General features: G+C 44.4%; 18 protein-coding genes and 1 pseudogene. 6 read left to right on the forward strand and 13 right to left on the reverse strand.

The annotated features are described in order from the left end of the window. On the forward strand, positions 1 to 777 hold the full coding sequence (gene rsmA / locus ICN17_RS04130; RefSeq protein WP_216236251.1) for a 16S rRNA (adenine(1518)-N(6)/adenine(1519)-N(6))-dimethyltransferase RsmA: 777 nt from the start codon (positions 1 to 3) through the stop codon (positions 775 to 777). Between the two features lie 4 nt (positions 778 to 781). On the opposite strand, the gene ICN17_RS04135 is transcribed toward rsmA, so the two are convergent. The 9 genes from ICN17_RS04135 to ICN17_RS04175 form a co-directional block, all read right to left on the reverse strand. Beyond that, positions 782 to 1516 carry a 1-acyl-sn-glycerol-3-phosphate acyltransferase gene (locus tag ICN17_RS04135; RefSeq protein ID WP_216236664.1) on the reverse strand — a complete coding sequence of 245 codons (735 nt, stop codon included), beginning with the start codon at positions 1514 to 1516 and terminating at the stop codon, positions 782 to 784. A 7-nt stretch (positions 1517 to 1523) separates the two neighbouring features. Then, positions 1524 to 2096: a D-glycero-beta-D-manno-heptose 1,7-bisphosphate 7-phosphatase gene (gene gmhB, locus ICN17_RS04140; protein ID WP_216236252.1), complete on the reverse strand. Its 573-nt coding sequence runs from the start codon at positions 2094 to 2096 to the stop codon at positions 1524 to 1526. After that, the gene (glyS, locus tag ICN17_RS04145) at positions 2093 to 4231 is read right to left on the reverse strand and encodes a glycine--tRNA ligase subunit beta (RefSeq protein WP_216236253.1); all 2139 of its coding nucleotides are present in this window, start codon (positions 4229 to 4231) and stop codon (positions 2093 to 2095) included. Before glyS ends, gmhB begins: the two co-directional genes overlap by 4 nt. Before the next feature lie 25 nt (positions 4232 to 4256). After that, positions 4257 to 5141: a glycine--tRNA ligase subunit alpha gene (gene glyQ / locus ICN17_RS04150; RefSeq protein ID WP_216236254.1), complete on the reverse strand. Its 885-nt coding sequence runs from the start codon at positions 5139 to 5141 to the stop codon at positions 4257 to 4259. A 59-nt stretch (positions 5142 to 5200) separates the two neighbouring features. After that, positions 5201 to 6655 carry an apolipoprotein N-acyltransferase gene (lnt, locus tag ICN17_RS04155; RefSeq protein ID WP_216236255.1) on the reverse strand — a complete coding sequence of 485 codons (1455 nt, stop codon included), beginning with the start codon at positions 6653 to 6655 and terminating at the stop codon, positions 5201 to 5203. An 89-nt stretch (positions 6656 to 6744) separates the two neighbouring features. Next, positions 6745 to 7584: an HlyC/CorC family transporter gene (locus ICN17_RS04160; RefSeq protein WP_216236256.1), complete on the reverse strand. Its 840-nt coding sequence runs from the start codon at positions 7582 to 7584 to the stop codon at positions 6745 to 6747. 56 nt (positions 7585 to 7640) lie between these two features. Then, positions 7641 to 8099, reverse strand: coding sequence for an rRNA maturation RNase YbeY (gene ybeY / locus ICN17_RS04165; protein WP_216236257.1), 459 nt, complete (start codon positions 8097 to 8099; stop codon positions 7641 to 7643). Continuing rightward, a complete protein-coding gene (miaB, locus tag ICN17_RS04170) occupies positions 8089 to 9435 on the reverse strand; it encodes a tRNA (N6-isopentenyl adenosine(37)-C2)-methylthiotransferase MiaB (protein WP_216236258.1) in 1347 nt (448 codons plus the stop codon). Before miaB ends, ybeY begins: the two co-directional genes overlap by 11 nt. Before the next feature lie 48 nt (positions 9436 to 9483). Further along, on the reverse strand, positions 9484 to 10746 hold the full coding sequence (locus ICN17_RS04175; RefSeq protein WP_216236259.1) for a putative Na+/H+ antiporter: 1263 nt from the start codon (positions 10744 to 10746) through the stop codon (positions 9484 to 9486). A 58-nt stretch (positions 10747 to 10804) separates the two neighbouring features. On the opposite strand from ICN17_RS04175, the gene ICN17_RS04180 reads away from it, so the two are divergent. Further along, complete coding sequence (locus ICN17_RS04180; protein WP_216236260.1) at positions 10805 to 11215, forward strand: rhodanese-like domain-containing protein; 411 nt, start codon at positions 10805 to 10807, stop codon at positions 11213 to 11215. Positions 11216 to 11265: 50 nt separating this feature from the next. Then, positions 11266 to 11655 carry an OsmC family protein gene (locus ICN17_RS04185; RefSeq protein ID WP_216236261.1) on the forward strand — a complete coding sequence of 130 codons (390 nt, stop codon included), beginning with the start codon at positions 11266 to 11268 and terminating at the stop codon, positions 11653 to 11655. A 35-nt stretch (positions 11656 to 11690) separates the two neighbouring features. Here the strand turns inward: ICN17_RS04185 and ICN17_RS04190 are convergent, their stop codons facing one another. Further along, positions 11691 to 11978 (reverse strand): glycine zipper domain-containing protein, encoded by a 288-nt coding sequence (locus ICN17_RS04190; protein ID WP_216236262.1) that lies wholly within the window; start codon positions 11976 to 11978, stop codon positions 11691 to 11693. 47 nt (positions 11979 to 12025) lie between these two features. Next, entirely contained in the window at positions 12026 to 12388 is a 363-nt protein-coding gene (locus tag ICN17_RS04195; RefSeq protein ID WP_087910368.1) for a Rap1a/Tai family immunity protein, read from the reverse strand. 136 nt (positions 12389 to 12524) lie between these two features. On the opposite strand from ICN17_RS04195, the gene ICN17_RS04200 reads away from it, so the two are divergent. Both ICN17_RS04200 and ICN17_RS04205 read left to right on the forward strand, forming a co-directional pair. Further along, on the forward strand, positions 12525 to 13727 hold the full coding sequence (locus tag ICN17_RS04200) for an ammonium transporter (RefSeq protein WP_216236263.1): 1203 nt from the start codon (positions 12525 to 12527) through the stop codon (positions 13725 to 13727). A gap of 45 nt (positions 13728 to 13772) precedes the next feature. After that, entirely contained in the window at positions 13773 to 14297 is a 525-nt protein-coding gene (locus ICN17_RS04205) for a gamma carbonic anhydrase family protein (protein WP_087910367.1), read from the forward strand. Positions 14298 to 14353: 56 nt separating this feature from the next. On the opposite strand, the gene ICN17_RS04210 is transcribed toward ICN17_RS04205, so the two are convergent. Then, a complete protein-coding gene (locus ICN17_RS04210) occupies positions 14354 to 15112 on the reverse strand; it encodes an SDR family oxidoreductase (RefSeq protein ID WP_216236264.1) in 759 nt (252 codons plus the stop codon). Positions 15113 to 15161: 49 nt separating this feature from the next. Beyond that, a complete protein-coding gene (locus tag ICN17_RS04215) occupies positions 15162 to 15626 on the reverse strand; it encodes an Lrp/AsnC family transcriptional regulator (protein WP_216236265.1) in 465 nt (154 codons plus the stop codon). Positions 15627 to 15827: 201 nt separating this feature from the next. On the opposite strand from ICN17_RS04215, the pseudogene ICN17_RS04220 reads away from it, so the two are divergent. Then, a pseudogene (locus ICN17_RS04220) lies at positions 15828 to 16730 on the forward strand (2-oxo acid dehydrogenase subunit E2); the annotation flags it as partial. Between the last annotated feature and the right edge of the window lie 25 nt (positions 16731 to 16755).

The raw sequence follows: 16755 nt of genomic DNA on the forward strand, positions 1-16755 counted from the left end.
ATGCATCGCGCACGTAAACGTTTTGGTCAGAATTTTTTGCAAGATGATGGAATTATTTATTCCATCGTTGCTTTAATTAATCCTGGCCCAGATATGCATGTGATTGAGATTGGTCCTGGGCTTGGTGCCTTGACAATTCCCTTGCTGAGAAATCTTGATGAGCTTGATCTTCTGGAAATTGACCGTGACTTAGTCGCCTACTGGAATCAAAAAAATCTCAATGGCTTAACAGTCATTGAAGGTGATGCTCTCAAGTTTGATTTTCTGGATTGGGCAAAGAGTCGTTCTGAGAAAAAAGGGTTTTGTAAGGTAGTTGGTAATTTGCCTTACAACATCTCTTCACCATTATTATTTCATCTTGTTGCTGCTGCCTCTGAAATTGATGAACAAGTATTTATGTTGCAAGCCGAGGTTGTTGAAAGAATGGTGGCAAAGGCTGGCAGTTCTGATTTCAGTAGATTGTCTGTCATGCTCCAAGCTCGCTACGATATGGAGTTGGTCTTAGAGGTTCCCCCCGAAGCTTTTGATCCTCAGCCAAAAGTAAACTCTGCGGTAGTGCGCATGATTCCGCGCCAAGACTTTCATTTGAGCAATACTCAGTGGAGCGCTTTAGAGCAGGTAGTTGCTGCAGCCTTTTCTCAGAGAAGAAAGATGTTGCGTACTAACTTGCAGGCTTTTGCAGAGAGATTAAGTTTGACCGAGCTTGAGTTAAAAGCGAGAGCGCAGGATATTGCTGTCGAGCGCTATATTGAGTGGGCTAAAGTTTTAGCTGCTTGATATTCTATTGATAAGCGCTGGGGTCAATGACCCGCATTTCGGATTCAATCCAACCCTCAACCTCTTGTTGTAATTCTTCTCCTGACTTGCCTTCGGAAAAAATGGCTGGCCCAATCGAAAAGATCACAGTGCCAGGCTTCTTTAAAAGGCTGTTCTTAGGCCAAAAATTACCTGCATTGTGTGCAATTGGAATAACTAATGCGCCCGTAGCGCTCGCCAGGCGAGCACCACCCTTACGATAGGGCTTAGTTGATCCTCGAGGTGTTCTGGTGCCCTCCGGAAATAGCATGATCCATTTACCTTCACCCAGACGTTTGCGACCTTGGCTAGCAACTGAGAGGGCTGCTGTTTGTTTGTTTGCACGATTAATGTGAATCATCTTGAGCAAAGCTAGAGCCCAGCCAAAAAAGGGAATCCAAAGCAATTCTCGTTTGAAGACAAAGCAAAGTTGTTTTGGAAGGAGAGCAATATAGGCAATCGTTTCATAAGCAGACTGATGTTTGCTCAGAATAACGACAGGTTTATCAAGCACTGCACGCATGTGTTCCATGCCACGAATTTCATAGCGGATGCCACAAAGATGCCACAAGAGCCAGATAACGACTTTGTTCCAAATGCCAATGAATTTGTAGCGATTTTCTGGGCTCAGAAAAGGAAATGCCAGCATGCATAGCACTGACCAAATTGGAGTGAAGATCAGTAGAAATAAAGCAAAGAGAGCAGAGCGTAAATAGACCATGTTTTCTCTACACATTACTTTCGAGCAGCGCGTTTGTGAAAGCCATGAGATCAGCATGAATCTGCGTACCCTCTGGTAAGTTGCCCTTTTCCAATGTTTTTTGACCTTTGCCAGTCAATACTAGATGGGGCGAGGCTCCCAGCGCGATGCCAGCTTGCAGATCTCGTAATGAGTCACCCACAATGGGTACACCTAAGAGTGGCTGAGTACTATCCGATTTTTTATAACGCAAAGCAATTTCTTTCATCAGGCCTGGGGCGGGCTTGCGACAATCACAGTCATGTGAATCCATATGAGGGCAAAAGAAAATGCTATCGATATGCCCACCTAAAGGCTGAAGAAGCTTATCCAGCTTGTTGTGCATCGCATGCAATTCATTAATCGTGAAATAACCTCTCGATAAGCCAGACTGATTGGTTGCGATTGCTATTTGATAGCCCGCTTGATTCAGTAATGCTATTGCTTCTAGGCTTCTAGGTAGAGGGATCCATTCATCAACAGATTTAACATAATCATCACGATCTTCATTGATCACGCCATCGCGATCGAGAATAATGAGTTTAGAGGAGCTGATGCTCATGCTAATTTGCCGAGATCGGCAACGAGATTCATTTTCTGGTGGAGTTGTTGCAGGAGAGCTAGGCGGTTATCACGCAACTCAGGATTAGGGTCCATCACCATCACATCAGCAAAAAATTGATCAATAGGAGCACTTAAGGCAACAAGTACCCTTAATAATTCAACAAATTGACGTTTTTCATAAGCGGCGCTGAGGGCGGGAGTAATGCTTTCCAAGGCTTGATATAGCTTGGTTTCTGCAGGAATTTGCAATAACTTAGTAGAGCATGCCGCAGGAATGGCAGTAGTTGTTTTCTTCAGAATATTGCTAATCCGTTTATTTGCAGCAGCAAGTTGCGCAGCTTCAGCCAAGGCATTAAATTCACGCAAAGCAGTTAAGCGTTGAATTAAATCATTAATTTGTGCTGGCTCCTGGCTCAGAACGGCATCGATTTCAGCGCTGGTAAATGGTTTGCCAGCAATCGATTGATCGCGTAGGTAAGCGCGCAGACGATCGATGATGAATGCATAAATGTCAGCAGCATTTGCTTTTTCTTGAACATCTTTTGGTGAAAATTGCGCACGCGCTAATTCAATTAGTGCTGGCAGACTCAGAGACAGATTCTTTTCTAGTAGTAAGCGGCAAACACCTAAAGCATGACGACGTAATGCATATGGGTCTTTATCACCAGTTGGCGCAAGCCCTATACCCCAAATACCAACTAGCGTTTCTAGCTTATCAGCAATAGCTAAAATAGTTCCGGTTAATGTCTGTGGCAGAGCATCACCTGCAAAGCGTGGCATATAGTGTTCGCTGCATGCGGCAGCAACCTCAGGATTTTCGCCATCATGCACTGCATAGTAGCGACCCATGATGCCTTGAAGTTCTGGAAATTCACCAACCATATCAGTGAGTAAGTCAGTCTTTGCAATCTCTGCAGCACGACTTGCGAGCTTTTCATCGACATTGAGTTCTTTTGCAATACCTGTAGCAAGAGCCTGAACACGCCGAGCGCGCTCAAGTTGACTGCCCAATTGATTGTGATAAACCACCTTGCCGAGATCAGCAACACGGGTAGCTAAGGCGCGCTTTTGATCTTGCTTGAAGAAGAAGCGTGCATCTGCAAGGCGCGGACGCACAACGCGCTCGTTACCAGAGATGATGGCTTGTGGCTTCGTGGTTTCAATATTGGAAACAATTAAGAAGCGATTGCGCAACTTACCTTGTTTGTCAGTCAATGCAAAATACTTTTGATTGGTTTGCATTGTCAAAATTAAGCATTCTTGGGGAACTTCCAAGAATTCTTGATCAAAGTGACACTCATAAATAGCGGGCCATTCAACCAGAGAGGTCACCTCATCTAGAAGGCTATCAGGCATTAAAACTAAGTCATCACCAGCCGCCTTTAAAAGGGCTGTCTCGATTTGAGCTCTGCGTTGATTAAAGCTAGGAATTACCTTAGCCTTAGTTTGCAAATCATTTTCATATTGATCTGCAGTAGCGATAGTCACATTACCTGGCGCTAGGAAGCGATGCCCTTCAGTTTGGTTGCCAGCATCAATTCCCAGACTGCTGATCTTGAGAACCTGATTACCATGTAAAGCAATAATGCGATGGGCTGGACGAGCAAATTGCACATCTGCTAATTGACCATTTTTCTGAAGTACTTGATAGTGCATCATTTTGGCAATTGGTAATTTATTCAGCGTTTGCTCAAGCGCAGTTTGCGCGGTATGTTCTAGTGCAGCACCTTTAGCGATCACATTCAGATAAAGCGCTTCATTTTTACCTTCACCCGCTTTTTCAAGGGTGGCAATATCAATATCACCATAACCAAGTGCACCTAATTTTTTTAGTAAAGGCGGAGTCGCTTTTCCTTGAGCATTAAAGGCAATGCTCGTTGGCAATAGTTTTTCACGAACGGGGTAGTCGGGCGCTTGATCAAGAACATTGCTGATTTGAACTGCTAGGCGACGAGGTGTAGCAAAGCCAGCTACCTTCGATGCCTCAGTGGCTAAGCCAGAAGTCTTTAAGACTGTAAAGATTCCCTCACTAAAAGCATCGCCTAAGCGACGCAAGGATTTAGGGGGTAATTCTTCAGTGAATACTTCAATTAATAAAGTAGCGGACTGTGTAGGTGAATTGCTTGTACTCATAAATAGATTACTTCAATCTTGATGCCTAAGCCTTAGCCTGGCGTTGACACATTGGGAAGCCGAGTTTTTCACGAGATTCAAAATAAGCTTGAGCGACTGAGCGAGAAAGATTACGGATACGGCCGATATAGGCTGCACGTTCGGTTACTGAAATAGCGCCACGTGCATCGAGGAGATTAAAGGTATGTGCCGCCTTGAGAACCATTTCATAAGCGGGAAGAGCGAGCGGCACTTCCATCAAGCGTTTTGCTTCGCCTTCATAATTTGTAAAGTTTGCAAATAGCAAATCAGTATTGGAGTGTTCAAAGTTATAGCAAGATTGCTCCACTTCGTTTTGGTGATACACGTCACCATAAGAAATACCATCTGCCCAAACGAGGTCATAAACATTTGAGCAATTTTGAATGTACATCGCCAAGCGTTCGATGCCATAAGTAATTTCGCCCAGAACAGGTTTGCAATCCAAGCCACCTACTTGTTGGAAATAAGTGAACTGAGTTACTTCCATACCGTTTAACCATACTTCCCAGCCTAGGCCCCATGCTCCAAGCGTAGGATTTTCCCAATCATCTTCAACAAAACGGACATCATTCTCTTTGAGATCAAGTCCTAATGCCGCTAGTGATCCCAGATAGAGCTCGAGAATATTTTCAGGGGCTGGCTTGAGAACAACTTGATATTGATAATAGTGCTGTAAGCGATTTGGATTCTCGCCATACCGACCATCCTTAGGTCGCCGAGATGGCTGAACATAAGCTGCTTTCCAAGGCTCTGGACCAATGGCGCGCAGGAAAGTTGCTGTGTGGGATGTGCCTGCGCCGACTTCGAGGTCAATAGGTTGCAATAGGGCGCAACCTTGTTGGTCCCAATAATCCTGAAGTTTGAGAATGATTTGCTGAAAAGTAAGCATGATTAACCTGGCTAAGCCATTGATTTTACATGGCTAGCAGGGGATGCAGTCAAAAATGACTAAAAACGTCGATGACGAATCAGGCCCCAGATCAACAAGAGGCAAGAAAAGCTCAAAATTGGGAAATTGCCCCAAAAGACATAAGGCGTTTTACCCTCATAGGCCTGAACTTCCGTACTTAAGCTTACTTGGGTAAATTCAGGGAGTTCTGCAAGAACTTTGCCATCAGGGCCCAACACAGCGCTGATGCCAGTATTGGTAGCTCGAAGGGCCGGTAGGCCGGTTTCGAGTGAGCGTAATTGAGAGAGTCGTAATTGTTGGGTAGGTGCTTGTGATTTACCAAACCAAGCCAGGTTCGTTAAATTGATGAGTAAATTCGTTGGTTGGGGATTGTTCCGAATACGACTAGCAAGCTCGCCACCAAAAACATCCTCATAACAAATCGTGATCGCTGCATAGAGCGGGTCTTCCTTCTGTCTTCTGATGATGAAGTTATCTTGCGCATCCCCACCCCTTGCAAAATCACTTAAGGGAACACTAAAAGCATTAACGAACCAACGAAAACCGGGTGGAATAAATTCACCAAAAGGTACTAGGTGATTCTTGTCGTATTGATATGCGCCTTGAGCGGGAGAAAGACCTAGAGCTCGGTTAGAAAATTCTCTTCCATTATCTGGATTTGTGTGGCGCCCAATGACGCCAAAGAGTAAGTTGGTTTGAGTGTTATTAGAAAGACTTTGAAGATTTTCTATAAGCCCAGCTGGAAGATTAGTTGTGGGCCAAGCAAAAGCAGTTTCTGGTGAGATCACAAGCTCAGCGCGAGATTGCATCATGGCGTTGCTATAAAAATGAATTTGCTTTAGAACCCCCTCGGGGTTGGTGAACATGCTTTGTGGAAAATTACCTTGTACCAGTTCAATCTTGAGGGGTTCGCCAATTGGTTTGGTAAAACTCCAGAAGCTTGAGCCAATAGTGATTAAGCAAACGAGTACCAGCGTCGAGATGCAATAACGTGGATGCTTATTCAGTTGAAAGATTTGCCAGGATGCATACACCACTAAAAAAGTACAAGCCAAACCGCCAAAATAAGGAGCGATGGTTGCAAATGGCCCATTTACTTGTGCTTCCGCAAAACCCATCCAAGGAAATCCAGTAAAAATTTCCCCGCGAAGATATTCACCCACTGCCCAGCTCGCAGCTAAAAATAAACCAGATATCGAAGAGCTTTTAAAGATGCGAATCGATAAACAGGCGATTGAGAAGTAGAGGGAGACATAGGCGGATAACAAAAAAACAGCTACACAGGAGAGCAGGGCATTCATGCCACCGATATCGTGCAGGCTAATGTACAGCCACCAAAGCCCCACAATAAAGTAGCCAATCCCAAATATCAGGCTAGAGAAAAAAAACTGTGTTGTTGAGCAATCTTTTAGCAGGCTAAGTCGCCACCAAATAATGCTTAGAAGGGGGATCTGAATCCAACCGCCATAGGGAAGCTCGGCGGCAACAGCCATTAGAGAGCCTAATGTAAAAAGCGCAAGGAGTGCTACTACATTCAATTTTTGATGGGTCTTACCTGAATACAGATCAACCAAGGTAATTCTCAATCAGTAGTTTTAGGTGTTTGGCGTGCCAGCAAAATATGAACTTGCCGCGGGTCAGCGCGTAGCACTTCAAACTCGATGCCATCAATAGCAATCAGTTCACCAATTTTTGGAACGCGACCTAGATGCTGAACAACAAGACCGGCTACGGTTTCAATATCTTCTTCTGCAAATTGAGTGCCGAGTGCTTCATTGAATTGCTCCAGTTCGGTGATACCTTTTACCCGAATGTCACCATTATCTAGAGAGATGATATTGTCAGCCTCTTCATCGATATCATGCTCATCTTCAATATCGCCGACGATTTGTTCAAGCACATCTTCAATAGTAATAATGCCGGCTATGCCACTGTATTCATCAACCACAACAGCTAAATGATTGCGGTTGTCTTTAAAGTCTCGCAATAAAACGCTCAAACGCTTTGATTCAGGAATAAAGACTGCTGGACGTAACCAGTCCCGAACCTGAAAATCTTTTTCTGTTGCGTGACGCAGTAAATCTTTGGCCAATAAGATGCCAATAACGTTATCGCGACTACCTTCAAATACTGGAAAACGGGAGTGTGCTGCTTCGATGACAGTTTTGATCAGATCCGCAAGAGGCAGGTTGATATCAATCCAATCGATTTGGGCGCGTGGCACCAGGATATCGCGTGCACATAACTGACCAACTTGAAAGACACCCTCAATCATAGAGAGCGCATCAGCATCAATTAAGCCCTCGATTTGCGCCTCACGTAAGGTGGCAATTAATTCTTGACGGCGTTCGTTAGGGCTCGTTGGCTGCGGCGTTAAAAAATCAGCCAAGCGATCTAAAAGGGATTTGTTGGGGTCAGGCATGTTGCAAGAATAGCGTAGAAATATGTTAAATCAATAAAAGTAGCGGGGATAATTTTTTACTGGGCTAGATATGGGTTTGTAAAGCCCAGCTGACGCAAGATTTTGACCTCAAGCGCCTCCATCTTTTTGGCATCCTTTGGATTTTCATGATCGTAAGCTTGCGCATGCAGGCAGCCGTGCACGGTTAAGTGAGCCAAATGGGCTTTGAGGGGTTTGTTTTGCTCTTTTGCTTCTTTTTGAATGACAGGTAGGCAAAAAATAATATCTGCTGCCAATGCAGTTTTAGAAAACTCATACGGAAAAGTTAATACATTGGTGGCGTAATCTTTTTTACGAAAATTAGAGTTTAATTTTTTGCTCTCTGCTACATTCACAAAGCGAAGTGTCAACAATCCATCATAGTGAGTGGCAGCCCTAGCCCATTTTTTGATTAATGCAGCCGAAGCAATTTTAGATAAGGCCGCTTCAATAGTCGGACTTGCATACTGAATATCAATCGTGAGTTTAGTTGGCATGGGCTTCAACCAATTCGCCTCTGAGGGTGTAATTGAGAACCTCGGTAATCCGAATATCAACCATTTGTCCAATCAGTGATTCAATTTCTTGATTAGGGACCGCGAAATGCACAACACGATTATTCTCAGCCCGACCTTGTAGGTTGATGCCATCCTTGGCCAGACCTTCAATCAAAACCCTTTCAGTATTACCCAGCATTTTTTGACTGATTTGATTTGCCTGTTCTTCAACTAGCGCCAACAGTGTTTGAAGGCGCTTGAGTTTAGTTTCATAGGGAGTGTTATCAGCCAGATTTGCTGCTGGTGTTCCTGGACGCGGGCTAAAGATGAAGCAAAAGCTGTTGTCAAACTCGAGCTCTCGTGCCATCTTTAAGAGTTTCTCAAAGTCTGCGTCAGTCTCACCCGGAAAGCCCACAATGAAATCGCTTGATAAAGTCAGGTTAGGCCGCACAGCACGCATCTTGCGAATAATGCTCTTATATTCCAGAGCGGTATAGCCGCGTTTCATGGCAGACAGTACCGAGTCAGATCCATGTTGAACTGGTAGATGCAAATGACTTACCAGCTTGGGAACTTTGGCATAGACATCAATAAGGCGTTGGGTGAATTCTTTGGGGTGGCTTGTAGTAAAACGAATCCGCTCAACCCCAGGAATGTCGGCAATATATTCAATGAGTAAAGCAAAGTCCGCGATCTCTTCAGTGCCACCCATTTTCCCAAGGTAGGCATTGACATTTTGACCAAGCAAAACAATTTCTTTCACGCCTTGGCTAGCCAGTCCAGCAACCTCGGTAAGCACATCATCAAATGGTCTCGATACTTCTTCGCCGCGCGTGTAGGGAACTACGCAGTAGCTACAGTATTTGGAGCAGCCTTCCATAATGGATACGTAGGCAGAGCCACGAGTTTGGCGTGATGCAGGAAGATGATCAAACTTTTCAATTTCAGGAAAAGAAATATCTACTTGAGAGATGCCAGTCTTGCGGCGTTGTGCCAGTAGATCTGATAAGCGGTGCAATGTTTGCGGCCCAAAGACCACATCAACATAGGGTGCACGACTCACAATTTGCTGACCCTCTTGACTAGCTACGCAACCACCAACACCAATTAATAAATTGGGTTTCGTTTTTTTAAGCTCGCGTAAACGTCCTAAATCAGAGAACACCTTATCTTCCGCTTTTTCTCGAATAGAGCAAGTATTGAGAAGAACAACATCGGCGTCTTCTGGTGTATCGGTCATGACCATGCCTTCATCGGCATGCAATAGGTCGGCCATCTTACCCGAGTCGTACTCGTTCATTTGACAGCCAAAGGTTTTGATATAGAGCTTTTTCATATGCCGTTCTCAGGTTTATAACTGGGGGCGAAGCTCAGATTTTACTGTCTATAGGAGTCGATAGGCCAGAATTGCTACTAGCGTGGGTGGCAATGCTGCTATTAGTAGATAGAGTGCCGATACAGCCCCATTTGGAAAGTATTGGCGCAAGATGGCAATTCCGGCTGGATTGGGCGCATTAGCTATAACAGTCAACCCGCCACCCGCAACCGCACCGCCCACTAAGGCTAGCTTGAACTCTAAAGTGGTTCCCGTTACTAGTGATCCCAAATAAGTCAGTGCCGCATTGTCAGTAATTGCTGTGAGTGCAAGGCTGCCATAAAACACTTCTGTAGGGCTCATCTTTTCCAAAATGGGTTGTAGCCACCAACCTTGTAATGCGCCTAGAACAACCAAACCGGCCAAGAAGAATCCAACCAGTAATGCTTCTTTCACGATGAGTGGGTTTTGATGTTTCGGATAAGCAGTGGTGTATCCAATAAAGAACAGTAGTATCCACATAAAAATGATGGGGTCATGAGCAAATACGACAACGCCCAGTAAAAACAGTAAGTGCATCGCAATCACAGCTAGTGGAATTTTGCTTTGCTTTGCAGTATTGCTTGGCTCGATAAGCTCTTTATGAAATAGTAGTGTTGCTCCAAGCGCATTGATAAAAATTGCAATGCAAGATTCAATGCCAAAGTTGGCAAACATAAATGCTGAGGTCCACCCCCAGGTTGAAGCCACCATCAGTACTGGTGGCGCCGCAAAGTTCGTGAGGGTTCCGCCAATAGAGATATTTACAAAAAGAACGCCTAGTGTTCCAAATAGCAATCCCATTGAACATTTATGTCGGTATACCAAGTCACGCAATAGAAAAGCAGCTAATGTCATAGCGGCGGCCTCAGTAATCAATGAGCCAAGTAAGGGAGTGATTGCTAGCGTCAGAAAATATAAAGCAGGTGCACTTCTAATGCGCAGAACCAGCATCAGAATTTTCGCAAGTAGGTGCAAAATTTCTGTAGAGACAAATAAAATCGGTTTACTTGCTGCCACGATCATGATGGCAAAGACAAATAAAGGTTCCGTAAAGTTGCGCTGGTCTAAAAATATTCTTGCAGTATTTAAATCATCAATAAAGCAGATGAAGATGATGAGGATGGCCGCCCAGAAGCCAAAAACAATTTCAACTTCGCCCAGCAGATGCCACAGTCCAGAATGGGAGCGTGATTTTTTGGCTAGCGTCTCAAAATATCCAGTGCAAAAAGTATGTAAAACTGCAATGGCAAAAATAATACTTGCACCAAGCTCTGTAGGGTTAAAGTTCATAGCAGAATGGTAGCAGGTGATGCCCTGCTTTATGACATTGTTACTTTAGGAGATTTTAGTGAAATTAAAAGTTGGCTATGAAGAGCTTATTGCCCGCGCGATGGTCGAAATCGAGACGGTTTCGCTAGAAAAAGCTCAAGACTTGCTAGGTGACTCCGATACCATATTTGTTGATATTCGTGATATTCGAGAATTAGAGCGCGAGGGCATGATTCCCAATGCCATGCACGCTCCAAGAGGTATGTTGGAATTTTGGGTGGATCCAGAAAGCCCGTACTACAAGCCGATTTTTGGCGAAGGTAAGCGCCTGGTTCTCTACTGTGCTTCTGCATGGCGCTCTGCATTGGCTACCGAGACACTGCAGAAAATGGGAGTACCGAGAGTCTCGCATCTGGAGGGTGGCTTTAGTGCCTGGAAGAAAGCTCAGCTACCTACAGTAGATAAAGCAAGCAAACCCCATTCGGCATAGATCTGTAATTAGCTAAATAATCAGCACTATTCAATTTATTTGAGGAAATTATGAGAAAAGTAGAGTCGCAGTTTGGCGAAAGACCGCTTCAGCAAAAATTAAGTACAGGTGATTTGCATTTTTTATCGGATGCGGAAGTCATTAAGGGTGGTGGCGGGACTGGACCAAGTCCACATGAATATTTGGGTGCTGCTCTGGCAGCCTGTACAAGCATGACATTAAAAATGTATGCCAGTCGCAAGGCAATGAATCTAGAGAACGCAATCGTTACTGTTGATATTGAGCGCAGCGATGACATCGAAAAATTTACGCGCGATATTCAGTTAATTGGTAATTTAAGTGCCGAAGAAAAAGAACGCTTAATGGAAATTGCTGATAAGTGCCCTATCCATAAAGCTTTGGCGGGGCAGATCCAAATAAAAACCCAGCCTGTAAGTTAATACAAGCTGGGTAGTTTTTTAAAGTAAAGCGAGTTTTAGTTGGGAGCTTTAGCTGGCTGATTATTTTTTCCAGCTTTGTAGCCAGAGTTGTATTCAGATGCCTGCTCTTTTTTGTAGGCGTCGTATACGTAACCAGAAGCCGCACCAACGGCCGCGCCACCAACTGCGCCCCAAATAGGGTTGCCGTGGAAAATGGCTGTACCAACAGCACCAGCAGCAGCGCCAATACTCGCGCCTGAAAGCGTGCGTTGCTCTGTGTTGCTCATATTTGAACAACCAGCGATAGCAAGGGTTGCTGCTGTAATCACAATAATTTTTTTCATATCAACTGATCCTTTAAATGTATTTTGAGTTCGCTAAGTACTGTGAATTACTTTTTGCCACAAGGAAAGCGTCCAGCCATAAATCCTAAGAACACACCTGCAGCTGGCTTATCAGCTACTTGTTGATTTGATTGTGCAAACTTTACAAAGTCACTAATGACATCGTCGCGCGCTGGAGCAGGTTGGTTAACGCAAATAAACGGTTTGGCACGTTGCGGATGACGAGTTGCTAAATAAGTTTCATACACGGCAGTAGTAAACCCGATGCAGAAGCTGCGAGATTCTGGGCTAGCAGGGAATTTGCAAACATTGACTAATTCTTGGGTGCTTAATACTTTGATGGTTTCTTGGGCCTGAGCTAGGCCAGAAAATGCCGCTAGAGCAGCCAAAACAACGAGGACTTTCTTCATGGGTTCTCCCTTGGGTGTATTAAATTTCATCATAAACCATATATTGGGCTAATTAACGCACTAAATGGGTGCATATTGCACTTGTTTGGGATTATTTTTTCCCCATAATGATGCAAAAAATCAGAGGGGTAATTTCATGGAAATTTTAAAAACAGGTAGCGATGCTTTATTCATTTTGCTCGGTGCCATCATGGTTCTTGCCATGCACGCAGGTTTTGCGTTCTTAGAATTAGGAACTGTTCGTAAAAAGAACCAAGTCAATGCACTCGTCAAAATCTTGGTGGACTTTGCGGTTTCGACAATTGCGTACTTCTTCATCGGATACAGCATTGCTTATGGTGTGAACTTTTTCTCTGGCGCAGAATTGCTGGCCGAGAAAAATGGTTATGAGTTAGTGAAGTTTTTCTTCTTACTGACTTTTGCTGCTGCTATACCTGCAATTATTTCTGGCGGTATTGCAGAGCGCGCCAAATTCAATCCTCAACTGATTGCAACATTTATATTGGTCGGTTTTGTTTATCCATTCTTTGAAGGTATTGCATGGAACCAGCATTATGGTATTCAGGCTTGGATTAAAGGTTTGACTGGTGAAGAGTTTCATGACTTTGCTGGCTCAGTAGTAGTGCATGCAGTTGGCGGTTGGATTGCCTTGCCTGCAGTGATTCTCTTGGGCGCGCGTCGTGGACGCTATACCAAAGAGGGTCAAATTTCTGCGCATCCACCTTCAAGCATTCCATTCTTAGCTTTGGGCGCATGGATTTTGGCAGTGGGTTGGTTTGGTTTCAATGTGATGAGTGCACAGACGATTGATAAGATCAGTGGCTTAGTTGCTATGAACTCATTAATGGCAATGGTTGGTGGCACACTCGCAGCTTGGATAGTTGGCCGCAACGATCCAGGCTTTACCTATAACGGCCCTCTTGCAGGCTTAGTTGCTGTTTGTGCTGGCTCTGATTTAATGCATCCAGTTGGAGCATTGGTTGTTGGCCTGGTCGCAGGCGCATTATTTGTTTACATGTTTACCTTGGTACAAAACCGCTGGAAGATTGATGATGTTCTGGGCGTATGGCCACTGCATGGTTTATGTGGACTTTGGGGCGGTTTGGCCGCTGGTATTTTTGGAACCAAAGCGCTGGGTGGTATCGGTGGCGTTACCTTTATGGGCCAATTGATTGGCAGTGCTATCGGCGTGGGCGTTGCTCTGATCGGCGGCATTGTGGTTTACGGAGCGCTCAAGGTGTTGCTCGGTATTCGGATGTCGCAAGAGGAAGAATATGAAGGCGCTGATTTAAGCGTGCACCGTATTTCTTCTACTCCAGACCGCGAGCCTAACTGGTAGTTTGAGAGTCTTTATTGATAGCCTGATTCATACCTATAATGAGTCATGGCTATATTTGAACTAGACGGAAATGCTCCTCAGTTATCTGAGGGCGCCTGGGTTGCCGAGAGTGCTGAGGTAATCGGCAAGGTAGAACTCCATAAAAATGCGAGCATCTGGCCTAAGGTGGTTATCCGTGGTGATAACGATCTCATCCAAATCGGTGAAGGCAGTAATGTGCAAGACGCATCTGTTTTACATACCGATCCCGGTTACCCACTCATCATTGGTAAGCATGCTACGGTAGGTCATCAAGTCATGCTGCATGGATGTCATATCGGCGATGGAAGTCTTATCGGCATTGGCGCTGTCATCTTGAACGGTGCAAAGATTGGTAAGCATTGTTTGGTGGGTGCTGGGGCTCTCGTGACCGAAGGTAAAGAGTTTCCAGATGGCTCAATGATCATTGGCTCGCCTGCAAAAGCAGTAAAGACACTAAGCCCCGAGCAGATCGCTGGCATTGAAGATATTGCAGATCGCTATGTCAAGAATGCGCAGCGTTACATTAAGACACTCAAAAAGATTGTTTAAGAGTTTGGTGGGATATCTACACGCTTAGTGTGAATATCCCACCAAACTCTTGTCAATTAGCCTCTGCCGACAAACGGCATATTAGTTGCCATGATCGTCATTGAAAGAATATTGCTCTCTAGTGGAAGTTGAGCCATATGCAGTACTGCCTCACCTACATGATCCACATCCATACGTGGCTCGACCTTAATGGATTGATCGGCCTGCATAATGCCTGCGGCCATCCGCTCAGTCATCTCTGTTGCGGCATTACCGATGTCAATTTGACCACAAGCAATATTGAAGGGACGTCCATCCAATGAAATGGTTTTAGTCAATCCACTGATCGCATGCTTGGTGGCAGTGTAAGGAGCTGACATTGGTCTTGGAGCATGCGCAGAGATTGAGCCGTTATTAATAATTCTGCCGCCTTGAGGGGATTGCGCCTTCATCATGCGAATCGCTTCTTGAGAACATAAGAATGCGCCGCAGAGATTGGAGTTCACAACATTCATCCATTGCTCGTATGTCAGCTCTTCCATCGGAATCGCTGGCGCACCAATACCGGCATTATTGAAAAGTACATCAATACGCCCAAAGCGTTCTTTGAGCGCTACAAATAATTTCTTGACTTGATCTGGCTGACCAACATCGCAAGTAACTGCAAGACAGTTTTCACTGGTGCCGCCAATAGTGATAATTGCTTTTTCTAATTTCTCTAAATTACGTCCAGTCAGTACAACTTGATAACCGCCTTTCAGGAGAGCTTTAGCTGCAGCCCTTCCAATGCCTACCCCAGCGCCAGTGACGAGTGCTACTTTATTATTTTGTGGCATTACTTTCTTTCTAATGAATGTCTCTGATGAATTCTATATTGCTCTACATTTACTTGGGTAATGGTAAAGCAGTTTTATAGCGTACTTGCTTTAAGGCAAAGCTAGAACGAATTTTTTCAATTCCTGGAATTGGCGTTAATTGCTCTAGGATAAATTTTTCTAGAGCACCCATATCAGCCACTGCCACACGAATGAGGTAATCGCTATCACCAGTCATGAGATAGCACTCCATCACCTCATCATGTTCTGAGATACGTTGTTCAAATTCTCCTAGCGCTGCTTTTGACTGCTCTTTAAGGCTAATGGAGATAAAGACGTTTAAGCCAAGTCCTAAGACCTTAGGATCTGCCAGTGCAACATAATTCCTGATGACACCTTTATCTTTCAGCGCTTTGACGCGCATGAGGCATGGGGAGGGGGATAGGTGAACCCGCTTAGCGAGCTCCACATTACTGTGGGAGCTGTCATTTTGAAGTTCATTCAAAATTCTGATATCTATGGGATCTAGCTTCATAAAATTCCTTAAAAATTACTTTTATAAGCATATTAAGCTGAAAATGATGATCTATGACCAATAATTAGCATCCTATTTTGCTTGTAATCCAACAAAATAAAGCCTTAGATACGGGTGTAAGTCTTTGGAGGGGTTGTGAGTATTGAAATTGCGTTTCCAGAAGTCCAAAGGGATCAAGTCAGAACTGGGCTTGAGTTTTGGGCTGGCCCTTCAACAAGAAAATTCGCCCGTGAATTTGGTGTCGATATCCAGCAGGTTCGGGGTAGTGGTCTACGTGGTCGAATTACCAAAGAAGATATTCAGCAATTTATTAAGCACTCCATGTTGGCAAGAGAGCGCGCGCCTACAAGGACAACTCAGGGTATTGCAGGTTTTGATCTTTTGCCTTGGCCTAAAGTCGACTTTACTAAGTTTGGAGAAATAGAGCGTCAAGCTCGTAGCCGCATTCAAAAAGTATCGGCTGCTAACCTCGCACGTAATTGGGTCATGATCCCGGCAGTCACTTATCACGATGATGCTGATATTACTGATCTTGAAGAGTTTCGTGCAGCATTAAACAAAGAGAATCAGAAAGATGAGCCTAAGATTACTTTATTGGCATTTCTGATCAAGGCTGTAGTAGCTGCTCTTAAGCAATATCCAATATTAAATTCTTCGCTGGATGGTGAGGATCTCATTTTGAAAAAATATTTTCATATTGGATTTGCAGTTGATACCGTAGGCGGTTTAGTTGTTCCAGTCATTCGTAATGCGGATCAAAAAGGTATTCAAGAGATTGCAAAAGAGACAGCTAGCCTGGCGATACTGGCCCGAGAAGGAAAGCTCAAGCCTGATCAGATGCAGGGTGCTTCCTTTACGATCTCTTCATTGGGTGGCATCGGCGGCACTTATTGCGCCCCGATTGTGAATGCACCTGAAGTGGCAATTCTGGCGGTAAATAAGTCTGCCATGAAGCCTGTATGGGATGGAAAGCAATTTGTTCCGCGCTTGATTTGCCCGCTTTCTATGACTGCCGATCATCGCGTTATTGATGGCGCTTTAGCAACCCACTTCACTACGCACCTTACTCAGTTATTAGGTGATTTTCGTAAGGTGATGTTATGAATTTCAAAGATAAAAAGCTACAGAG

The sequence above is a fragment of the Polynucleobacter sp. 73C-SIWE genome, assembly GCF_018882465.1.
GTDB lineage: Bacteria > Pseudomonadota > Gammaproteobacteria > Burkholderiales > Burkholderiaceae > Polynucleobacter.